This is a genomic window from Peloplasma aerotolerans, from assembly GCF_030012175.1.
GTDB lineage: Bacteria > Bacillota_I > Bacilli_A > Acholeplasmatales > Acholeplasmataceae > Peloplasma > Peloplasma aerotolerans.
Genome location: NZ_JASCXW010000024.1, coordinates 19,120 through 30,401 on the forward strand (window position 1 = coordinate 19,120; position 11,282 = coordinate 30,401).

11 protein-coding genes are annotated in these 11,282 nt (G+C 31.8%); 5 read left to right on the forward strand and 6 right to left on the reverse strand.

The features are described from left to right. The 3 genes from serC (at position 1) to QJ521_RS07100 (ending at position 3,258) form a co-directional block, all read left to right on the forward strand. Positions 1-1,086, forward strand: a complete 1,086-nt coding sequence (gene serC / locus QJ521_RS07090; protein WP_282839755.1) for a 3-phosphoserine/phosphohydroxythreonine transaminase — start codon at positions 1-3, stop codon at positions 1,084-1,086. A gap of 6 nt (positions 1,087-1,092) precedes the next feature. Further along, positions 1,093-2,250, forward strand: coding sequence for a 3-phosphoglycerate dehydrogenase family protein (locus QJ521_RS07095; protein WP_282839756.1), 1,158 nt, complete (start codon positions 1,093-1,095; stop codon positions 2,248-2,250). Positions 2,251-2,385: 135 nt separating this feature from the next. Beyond that, positions 2,386-3,258, forward strand: coding sequence for a DegV family protein (locus QJ521_RS07100; protein ID WP_282839757.1), 873 nt, complete (start codon positions 2,386-2,388; stop codon positions 3,256-3,258). Positions 3,259-3,362: 104 nt separating this feature from the next. Here QJ521_RS07100 and QJ521_RS07105 read toward each other — a convergent pair whose 3' ends face one another. The 4 genes from QJ521_RS07105 to QJ521_RS07120 all read right to left on the reverse strand — a co-directional run bounded on the left by QJ521_RS07105 (position 3,363) and on the right by QJ521_RS07120 (position 6,261). After that, positions 3,363-4,010, reverse strand: coding sequence for a DUF1700 domain-containing protein (locus QJ521_RS07105; RefSeq protein ID WP_282839758.1), 648 nt, complete (start codon positions 4,008-4,010; stop codon positions 3,363-3,365). Between the two features lie 2 nt (positions 4,011-4,012). After that, positions 4,013-4,321: a PadR family transcriptional regulator gene (locus tag QJ521_RS07110; protein ID WP_282839759.1), complete on the reverse strand. Its 309-nt coding sequence runs from the start codon at positions 4,319-4,321 to the stop codon at positions 4,013-4,015. Further along, a complete protein-coding gene (locus tag QJ521_RS07115) occupies positions 4,305-5,006 on the reverse strand; it encodes a hypothetical protein (RefSeq protein ID WP_282839760.1) in 702 nt (233 codons plus the stop codon). The genes QJ521_RS07110 and QJ521_RS07115 overlap by 17 nt, the downstream gene beginning before the upstream one ends. A gap of 115 nt (positions 5,007-5,121) precedes the next feature. Beyond that, a complete protein-coding gene (locus tag QJ521_RS07120) occupies positions 5,122-6,261 on the reverse strand; it encodes a glycoside hydrolase family 88/105 protein (protein ID WP_282839762.1) in 1,140 nt (379 codons plus the stop codon). A 134-nt stretch (positions 6,262-6,395) separates the two neighbouring features. Here QJ521_RS07120 and QJ521_RS07125 point away from each other — a divergent pair, with 134 nt between their 5' ends. Next, a complete protein-coding gene (locus QJ521_RS07125) occupies positions 6,396-6,962 on the forward strand; it encodes a GNAT family N-acetyltransferase (protein ID WP_282839763.1) in 567 nt (188 codons plus the stop codon). A 119-nt stretch (positions 6,963-7,081) separates the two neighbouring features. Then, positions 7,082-7,693 (forward strand): carboxymuconolactone decarboxylase family protein, encoded by a 612-nt coding sequence (locus QJ521_RS07130; RefSeq protein ID WP_282839764.1) that lies wholly within the window; start codon positions 7,082-7,084, stop codon positions 7,691-7,693. 43 nt (positions 7,694-7,736) lie between these two features. On the opposite strand, the gene QJ521_RS07135 is transcribed toward QJ521_RS07130, so the two are convergent. Next, the gene (locus tag QJ521_RS07135) at positions 7,737-9,338 is read right to left on the reverse strand and encodes a gamma-glutamyltransferase family protein (RefSeq protein ID WP_282839765.1); all 1,602 of its coding nucleotides are present in this window, start codon (positions 9,336-9,338) and stop codon (positions 7,737-7,739) included. 113 nt (positions 9,339-9,451) lie between these two features. After that, a complete protein-coding gene (locus QJ521_RS07140) occupies positions 9,452-10,906 on the reverse strand; it encodes an IS1182 family transposase (protein WP_282839766.1) in 1,455 nt (484 codons plus the stop codon). Positions 10,907-11,282: the final 376 nt, after the last annotated feature.

Consider the following 11,282-nt stretch of genomic DNA (forward strand, 5'->3'; position numbering starts at 1 on the left):
ATGAAACGTGTATTCAATTTTTCAGCAGGACCAGCAATATTACCAGAGGATGTCTTAAAAGATGCAGCTAATGAAATGCTAGATTATCAAAACAGTGGCATGTCAGTGATGGAGATGAGCCATCGCTCAAAAATGTATCAACAAATCATTGACGAAGCAGAAAGTGATTTAAGAAAACTACTAGATATTCCTGAAAACTATAAAGTATTATTCCTTCAAGGTGGAGGAACAATGCAATTTTCGATGGTTCCAATGAACTTAATGAAAAATGGAGTTGCTGATTATATCATCACTGGAGCATGGGCAGAAAAAGCAGCTGAAGAAGCGAAAAAGTATTTAAAAGTTAATGAGATTGCATCCTCAAAAGATAAAATGTTTTCTTATATCCCAGATTTATCAAACTTAAAAATAAGTGAAGATGCAGATTATGTTTTCATGTGTGATAACAACACGATATACGGTACAAAGTTTCATGAACTACCTGATACAAAAGGAAAAGTTTTAGTATCAGATGCTTCTTCATGTTTCTTATCTGAACCTATCGATGTTTCAAAGTATGGATTAATTTTTGCAGGAGCTCAAAAAAACGTTGGACCTGCAGGAACAGTTATTGTCATCATTAGAGAAGACTTAATCTCAAAAGAAATAGATCCGAAAACACCGATATTACTCAGATATGATATTCATGCTGAAAATGGTTCTATGTATAATACACCACCAACATATGGTATTTATTTATGTGGTAAAGTTTTCAAATGGTTACTTAATCTTGGTGGACTTAAAGCAATTGAACAAATCAATATTAAGAAAGCCAATATTTTATATGACTATTTAGACCAAAGTAAAATGTTTTATGGAACTGTAGATAAAAAATCAAGATCATTAATGAATGTATGTTTTAAATCAACCAGTGAAGAACTTGACAATCAGTTTTTAAAAGAAAGTAAAGCTGCAGGATTTGAAAACCTTAAAGGACATCGTTCAATTGGTGGTATGAGAGCATCAATTTATAATGCAATGCCAACCGAAGGTGTTCAAGCTTTAGTTGATTTTATGCAAGACTTTGAAAAAAGAAATGAAGGGTAGGTTAGTATGAAAAATATCCATTGCTTAAATAAAATTTCACAAGTTGGATTGAGTCAGCTACCTGAAACTTACCAACTTACAGAACAAATTGATCATGCAGATGCCATATTAGTTAGAAGTGCAAGTATGCATGAAATGAAACTACCTGATTCTGTTGTTGCTGTTGCAAGAGCTGGTGCAGGTGTTAATAACATTCCATTAAATGAATATGCGCAACAAGGTGTTGTTGTGTTTAACACTCCAGGAGCAAATTCAAATGCAGTCGTTGAACTCATTGTTGCCGGAATGTTACTCAGTGCAAGAAATATATATCAAGGTATGCGTTGGATTGATGAAAACAAACATGATGAGCAAATCGCTAAATCAATTGAAAAAGCTAAATCACAATTTGCTGGAACTGAAATCTTAAATAAATCGATTGGGATTATTGGTTTAGGCGCGATTGGAGCATCGCTTTCTGAAGTTTGTTCAAGTCTTGGCATGAATGTCTATGCGACAACAACTCTAAATTATGAAGAGTATGAAAAAAAGACATTACCTAAAAATATGAAACTGTTTAGGACAATGGATGCATTTTTAGATAAGTGTGATTATATCAGTATCAATATACCTTTATTGCCTGATACGAAACATATCATTAATAAAGATGTTATGAACAAGATGAAAGATGGTGTCGTTATTCTTAACTTTGCAAGAGATGGTTTAGTCAATGATGATGACATGAATCAAGCTCTTCAATCGAAAAAAGTTGGACAATATGTTACTGATTTTCCAAATTATAAAACAGCAAATATGGAAGGTGTCTTAGCAATCCCTCATCTAGGAGCTTCAACCGAAGAAGCAGAAGATAATTGCGCATTTATGGCATCAAAGCAAATCGTTGACTATATTGAAAACGGTAATATCATCAATTCTGTAAACTATCCTACAATTAACGCTGGACAGAAAGTATCTGATTATCGACTATCAATACTTTATGATGCATCAATTAAGCTTTGTGATCATATGCATGAAATTTTAGATAAAGAGAATGTAATCAGTTGTTATGATGAAAAAAACCAATCATATGGAGCTGCAATTATTGACTTAAAAACACATCTATCGAATGATCTTCTCAGTCAAATCAGTCAAATTAAAGGGATTTTAAAGGCACGTTTAATTTAAAATTAAGAAACCACGATATCTACAACATGTAAAATCGTGGTTTTTATTTTTATATATTTGTAAACATTGTATAATAGGATTAATAAAGATCCTAATTTAAAATAATCAATAATTTAAACATTGGAGGTTTGTCAAATGAAAGAAATGGTTATGGTTACTGATTCATGCTCTGATTTACCAAATCAACTCGTTAAAGAAATGGAATTACAGATTATTCCTTTATCCGTTGAATTAGAAGGAAAATCTTATTTTCATTATCCTGATGAAAGAGAATTATCAATCAAAGATTTTTATGAAAAATTAAGAAACAAAAAAGTAGCAAAAACATCATTAATTAATGTGGGAGCTTTTCTAACATTTTTTGAAGGGTTTCTAAAAGAGGGTAAAGATATTTTATATATCGCGTTTTCTTCAGCGCTTAGTGGAACCTATCAATCATCTGTGGTTGCTGCTAAAGAACTTATAGAACAATATCCTGATCAAAAAATTGTTATTGTCGATTCACTATGCGCATCAATGGGTCAAGGTTTACTCATTCATAAAGCATGGGAATTAAAAAAAGCAGGCAAATCAATTGATGAAATTGCTAAATGGGCAGAAGAAACTAAGTTAAACCTTTGTCACTTATTTACTGTTGACGATCTAGGTACTTTAAAACGTGGTGGTCGTTTAAGTGATACACAAGCCTTTTTAGGCACATTACTTCGCGTTAAACCGATTTTACATGTCAATAACGATGGTAAACTCGTCCCACTCAAAAAAGCGAGAGGTAGACAATTTGCTATAGAGTCCATGGTTGAACTAATGAATGACCGTGTTGATAGCTTAAAAGATCAAACCGTATTTATTTCACATGGTGATTGTCTTGATGAGGCGAAAATTGTTGGTGATAAAATTCAAAAACAATTTCAACCTAAAGAAATTATTTATAATACGATTGGCCCAATTATTGGTGCCCATTCAGGACCAGGTACGATTGCGATTTTCTTTTTCGGAACACACAGATAAAAATAGTATGCAATACTTTTAGTTACTTAACAAAAAATAGACCTTATCATTTAGAAGGTCTACTTTTTTTATCTGTTTATTGGTTGCTATTAAAGTCATTAATACTAACTAAACCATTCCCATACGTGCCAATACTCTAAGCTTTTAGCAATCAATGCAGAGACGATATAACTAAATACAAAGCTAATAACCATTACCCAAAAACTATATTTCAATATCAATTGATATTGTTTTTTTACATGGTAATGTCCTATTCTTATGGTTTGTTTAACGAGGTATTGTTGTGTCATAGAACGAATTAATGCAATTAAATAAATAGATAAACAAAAAAACATAATAGAAATGGCAAAGCTTGAGAAAACATATATAAAATGTACACCAAAGGGTATGTGGGGCATAAAGCCAAACGTTGAAAGTCTAAATAAATAATAGACTGCTATTCCCCATGAAGACACAGTTGCACCAAATAGTGAAATTAGCAAACCATATAACATGATTAACATTGGAATTGCTACAAAACCAACAGTTACCATATCAAACCACTTCAAACTTCTTTTTGTTGATATTTTTGAGTAGTCATTGATAATGCTTCCCACATCACCTAGAGATTGAGAAATATCAGCCTCTGATTTTCCGTTTTCGATTTGGTGGTCAAAGTGCATTCTATAATCACTCAAAATGTCTTCAATATCCTTGATTTGATGTTTTTTTAAACCGCTTTCTAGTTGAGTCATAAATTCTTGTTTGTTCATTTTCAATCCTCCAAAAAATATTGTGTTATCTTAATCAATTCTAACCATTCAATCTTTAGTTTCTCGTATTGTTTTTCACCTAGTTTTGTTAACTGGTAATATTTTCTTACGGGTCCATTTGATTCCTCTGATAAATATGTTGTTAAATATCCATCATCTTTTAGTTTCCTTAATATTGGGTATATGGTACCTGATGAAATCTGTATTTTCTCACTGATGCTTTCTGAAATATCATATCCATACTGATCACATTTTTTAAGCATGGCTAGAACAAAAAGATCCAGAACACCTTTTTTAAATTGTATATTCATGTCTATTATCCTTTCTTAAGAAAAATATGAGGTGGTTAATATAGTTAAATAGGTGTAAAGCAAATCTATATATAATTAATAACAATATGAAATATAATAAATAATCGTAACTTGTGTATGAGATTGAAGGATACAAGTAGTTTAATAAATTTCCTCCGAGTAAGAGTCGTATAAAAATATATGATTGTGGGAATTCAATAATATGGTTAATAATTACAACATAAACCACATAAAAAAGCGTGTAATTTAGGATGAGTTTATTGTCATACTTAGTATAGTGATGTTCAGACATTAAAAGAAGACTACCTATAAATAGAATACTATGATTTATAAAAGCGAAAAATGTTAAAAAAATCCCATTATTAAAAATAAATTCAGGTGCTAGAAACATAAATGAAATCAAATATCCAAATCCGGATATAAACGATGCAAAAGCTGCCAATGTCTTCATTTTGCTAAAATTAAATATGATTGTAATTGAATAAATAAAGTAAGCCATTGTTGAGTATTCAAGTGGAATCTTATAAGGCTGTAGTAATAAACCATACTGAGTATACTCAATGAGTTTGTATATTAAAATGCATAATGCTGATACAATTAAAAAAGTTTTTTGAGTATGTTTTGAACTAAACAGTAGAACAATACTCAATAGCAATACAATAGCTGACAAATAGACACCAACCATAATTAATCTCCTATTCATTGTTTACTACTATACATTATATAATAGATGACAATGTTTGTCAATATGGTTTTTAAAAAAACATCTCCTATAATAAATAGGAAATGCTTAATGTAGATTATGTTTTTTTAGTTATCCTTTTTAATTCAGTGTATGCCATAATTAATGGTCCAACACCTTTTGCATCATTTTCAACAATTGGTTCAGAAATATAATATTCGAATGAACCATCACGTCTTAAATTATTTTCAGGACCTAATCCTGATACTAAAACAATGCCACCTAGATTTAAATCACCATCTTTTTCTGTTAAGTATTTTTCACAGATGCCATTAAAGATATCAATACCGATTTGCTTATAACTATTTTCTAACAATCCTAAGCGAACACCTTTTAGAATTGCATAACTCATTAAAGCACTACCACTCGTTTCTAAATAATTACCTTTACGATCTTGTTGATCAACAACTTGATAAAACATTTTAGATGTTTCATCTTGATATTTTAAAATGCCATTGATGCTATCTCTTAGCAGTGGACTAAAAAAGTTAGTTTTTGAATCTTCATCATCCATATAATCTACAACATCTACAATTGCTACGAAAAACCATCCCATCGCACGTAACCAAAAGTTTTTAGATAAACCAGTTTCTGGATTAGCCCAAAATATTTTTTTAGTTGAATCATACCCATGATAATATAACTCTTTTTCTCTGTTAAACATTAGTTGAGAAACATTTTTGAACTGATTGATAATATCAATATAATTTTCTTTTTGATTGAGTTCGGTCTCATATCTAGCATAAAATGGTTGAGCCATAAATAACCCATCTAACCAAACTTGATTAGGATATATTTTTTTATGCCAAAAGTTTCCATCTTTGGTTCTTGGTTGATTCTTAATATGTGTATATGTGAATTCAATAGCTTTTGCATACTTTTCTTGTTTTGTATATCGGAATAAATCAAATAAGACTCGACTTTCACATATATCGTCAACATTGTAGCTTTCGATGTTATAACCTCTAATTGTGCCATCATCAAAGACATAATAATCTACAAAGTTGATAACAAAATCAAGGTATTTTTGTTCTTGTGTTTCTTGATAAAGTTCAAGTAATGATGTCATCATACAACCATCAATATAATTCCAATGAGGTTTCTTGCCAGCTTTAATGGACTCGATATTCCATATTGGACGTTCTGGTGTTGATTCAGTAATGATTTTATCTATAAATTGATCAATGAGTTGGTACATAAAATAGCCTCCTTCATACACAAGTATTATACAGGATATAAAGTTTATTTTCAATCTAATAAAAGGGATACATTGGATTTTAAAGATGGAAAGCGATATAATAAAAATATAAAATTTAAGACAGGGAGAATATTATGTTTCGGATAAAAAAATTAACACCTGAGTTGATAGATACATATACAAGTTTTTTTGATGGTTTAAGTTTTGATCATGAGCCACATTGGAAGAGTTGTTATTGCCATTTTTTTCAATCAGAAGGTACAACAGAAGCATGGATTAAGAGAACTGGAGATGATAATAAACTTTCAGCAATTAGAAATATCTATGAAGGAATGATGACTGGTTTTTTAGCATTTGAAGATGAAAAATGTATAGGTTGGGTTAATGCAAATGACGTTAAATACTATAAAAGACTTGAAGAAGAATTAAAGGATTTTATTAAAGATAAGAAGATTGCTTCAACAATTTGCTATGTCATTCATCCAGATTATAGAAATCAAGGTGTTGCTAGAAAACTTTTGGCGCATGCGATTGATTACTTTAAACATGAAGGATATCAAGGTATGATTGCATTTCCATCAGAAAGAACCATGGATAAGGAACGTCATTATCATGGAACAATGAATATGTATTTAGAGCACAATTATGAGGAAGTAGATGCATTCCATGGTGTAAAAATGTTGTATAAAAAACTCATCTAGTTGAATTTTTCCAATTACTAAATAAAACACATTCAAACAATGTGTTTTTATTTGTTTTTAAAGGTATCAAGATGGCTATGATCTTTGATCAATGATATAATGGATTTCGAGGTGTTAAGATGAGTAAATACGAAAAAAGAAAATATAGTTTAATCGAACACATACCTATTGTGTTTCGTGCAGCACTAGGATTTTTAACTTTAAAATCATTAAAAAAGAAGAAGGTTATGAATTTTAAGTTAAAAGAGAGAATCATGCTCGCAGTAACTGAGGTAAATGGGTGTGTTTTATGCTCTTATGTTCATACAAAATTGGCATTAAAGTCAGGAATGACAGATGATGAAATCAAGGCTTTATTAGCTGGAGATCTAGAAAATGTACCTAAAGAAGAAAGTTTAGCTGTATTATTTGCAAAAGATTATGCATATCAAAAAGAAAATATAGATCCAGTCTATTACAATAAAATAGAGGAAAGATATGGTGTTTATAAGGCAAAAGCAATTTTATCAGTTTGTGAAGTCATTACAATGACAAACTCAATGGGGATTGCGATCGGTTTACTAAAAGAAACATTGACATTTAAGCATGTTAAGGGAAGTAATATTTTAAATGAAATTTTAATTCCAATTTTTACAATGATTCTATTCCCTGTTTTTCTCGTTTTAAGTTTGTTTGTACTACCTTTTAGATTGATGAGACTCAAAAAGAAAGCAAAGCCTATTAAAGTGTAAAAATTAAGACTTCAAATTCAACTGAAGTCTTTTTTGTTAACAATCAATAAGATGCAATACTACCATCTGCTCGCTTTTCTGTACCACCACAATAGACACCATTTTTGGTGTTTTTAATAATAATTTGACCTCTACCGAAGGAACCTGAATTTTGTTCTATTTGAATATCATGTCCTTTATCCATTAATCCTTTAATAATTCGTTTTGGTAAATCAGGCTCTACTAGTATTTTTTTACCCTCAGTCCATTGCCATCTTGGAGCATCTAATGCTTGTTGAGGATCTAATTTGAAGTCAATCATATTCATAATAACTTGCATATGTCCTTGAGGCTGCATAAAGCCACCCATGACACCAAATGGTCCTAAGTGAGTATTATCTTTTGAAATAAATCCAGGAATAATCGTATGGAATGGTCTCTTACCGCCAGCTAAGACATTATCACTATTTTTATCTAGTGAAAAGTTATGTCCTCTATTATGAAGTGCTATCCCAGTATTTGGAACGACTAAACCAGAACCAAATCCCATGTAGTTACTTTGAATCATAGATACCATGTTACCGTCACAATCAGCAGTAGCAAGATAAACTGTACCACTACTTGATGGTTTACCTTCTGTATAAACTTTTGCCTGATCTTCAATTTCTTTAAATCTTAGTTTTGCATAAGATTTGGATATGAGTGTATCTACTGATGTTTTCATTGATGATGAATCGCTGATATATGCTAGACCATCCGCAAATGCAAGTTTTAATGATTCGATTTGTTGATGATAAGTATTCACTTTTTTCTTCGCTTCAATCTTAAAGTTTTCAACGATATTTAATGCTTCGAGTGCAACAATACCTTGTCCATTAGGTGGCAATTCCCAAATATCATAACCTTTATAATTGATCGAAACAGGGGTAACCCATTCTGGTTGGAATGCCATTAAGTCCGATTTTTTGAGATACCCACCATACTTTTTAGAATAAGCATCGATTTGGTTTGCTAGATTTCCTTGATAAAAAGATTTTCCCGCTGTCTTACCAATTTCTTCTAATGTATTTGCATGATCTTTAAGATGCCAAAAATCTCCAGCTTCAGGGACATGTAAATCTTTAGTAAAAGTATCGAACCATGACTTATACATTTCACCTTTTAAATGTTTTTGGTATATTTGATTTGCTGATTTCCAGTAATAAGCAACTGTTGGTGAAACTGCAAAACCATTTCTTGCATAAAAAATTGCAGGTTTTAACACATCAAGTAATGGTAGTTTTCCAAATTTCTTACTCAGTTCAACCCATCCAGCAACAGCACCCGGAACAGTCACAGGAACAAAACCAAATTTTGGTATTTCAGTTAATCCAGAATCTTTTAATTTCTGAATAGAAATATCCTTTGGAGCAAATCCACTGCTATTGAGCCCATATAATTGACCTTTAAATGAAACAATAGCAAAATTATCACCACCAATACCATTAGATGTTGGCTCAACAACGGTCAAACATGCAGCAACTGCAATAGCAGCATCCACTGCATTCCCACCTTGTTTTAAAATATCTAATCCAGCTTGTGCAGCCAAAGGTTGAGAGGTTGCGACCATCCCATTTTTAGCATAAACAACATTTCGTGTGGAATTGTAATGATGACTTGATTTCATAAGACACCTCTTTTGGTTTTTGTCATAATCCTATTTTACGCTAAAGACAAAAAAAATCAAAGCAAAAAAAAAATACAGCAAGCTGTAATTTTTATCCAGACTGTTGAAAAAAGCTAGTTTTGAAACTTCAGTGTATGGCTGATCATCAAAAACAGCTTTTTTTTATTAAAGTAGTGTGAAATTTTTGAACATAACTCATTTAAATAAGAAATGGTAGACTTTTTTGGCTCAAACTCAGATAATCTTAATGCCATTTTTTTCATGTTCATGCATGAAAAAGCGAGCGATATATGATCGCTTACCTTTTTAAGTCCTCGATAATGTGTATATCTTCCACCATGTCGTTCCTTGAAGTCACCAAAATCCCTTTCTATGGTTTCTTTCCTAAGTGCATATTTTTCTTTGCCATAAGGTGAATTCTTAATCTCTTCAGCGAATTCAAAGTATGGCTTGTAGATAGATACTCTTAAGACCTTATATGTTGCTTTTGCACTTAAACAGGATTTCTTTAATGGACAGGATTTACATGTGTCTTCATCACTATGATATTCCTTATAACCTTGTCTTGTTGTTTTTTGATAGTATAATGTCTCATAATTCGGACAAGTATAACTGTTTTCTTCTTCATCATAGATAAAGCCGCTGTTACCAAAGGTTCCTTTTTTTGCGTTCGTTCTTTTATAGGGAAGAAGTGGTAAGATCTGTTCATCTGCGATCCTTTTGATAATCGGACCCGTTTTGTATCCGGCATCTAAACCCATAGCTTCAATCGATTCATAACGCTCTGTGATGTGTTCAAATAGTGGTGTAAACATCTGAGAGTCATGGACGTTAGAAGGCTTTGTCATTTGTTTTAAGATAAAGCCATGATGATCACAGACTGTATGTGCATTGTAGGCGAAGGTGTGTTCTTTCTCACCCTTACTAAGCCATCCAGAGTCTTTGTCTGTCTTGCTTTCTTTTTTCTTCTTTTCTTTATGATTATCTTTTGTGGGTGGCAGTGGCTTTTCATCGTTTTCCTCTCTGATCTCGTTGATGTATGTGAGCATTTCTGCCTCAAATATACTTTTTTCTGCCTCCACATAGGTGCTCACATACTGACGCTTATTCGCGGATGCCTTCACATGCGTGCTGTCCATAAACACATAGGTTGTATCAAGGAGCTTTGCTTTGATGACTTGCTCAATAATGTTTTCAAACACCTTTTCATAAACATCAGTCTTGTAGAATCTTGTCGTGTAGGCTTTTGAATATGTTGAATGGTCTGGTGTGCTTTCGCTAAAGGGGATACCTAAAAAATAACGATATGCGATGTTGACTTTGATTTCTTCACACGTGCGTCTAATACTTGGTATACCAAAAAGCGATTTTAAGATGGCAATTTTAAAGAGGATAACTGGATCATATCCAGGTCTGCCTAAGTCACTATAATAGGGTTTTGTTAACGCTCGTATAAAATCAAATTTGACATACTTAATAATTTTTCTGACAAGATGATCTTCTGGTACCAGTTCTTCCATTGTGGACATAATAAACTCATCTTTTGGATTGTTGATTTGATAACTCATGGCTTGCACCTACCTTTATCCTTATTTTATAAAATAGATTAAGCATTGATAAGATTTATGGGAAAATTCTCACAACTTTGTGGATAACTTTTGAATCATAAACAAAAAAAGCACCTTTCTCAATGAAAAGTACTTTTTCAACAGTCTGAAAAAAAATACAGCAAGCTGTAATTTTTATCTTTTATTTCTTCGATAAGCTCTTGTCAAAATAACAAGGAATGTCACAATAACACTTGTGACAAAAAAGAACATACCGAAGATCATGTGAACTACTCCACCACTTAATGAAAACCATTTGAAGTGAGGGCTTCTTGGGTAAAACAGACCCGTGTCTATTAATTTACCAAGCTATTACGTCTGTTCCATACGCTTTTGT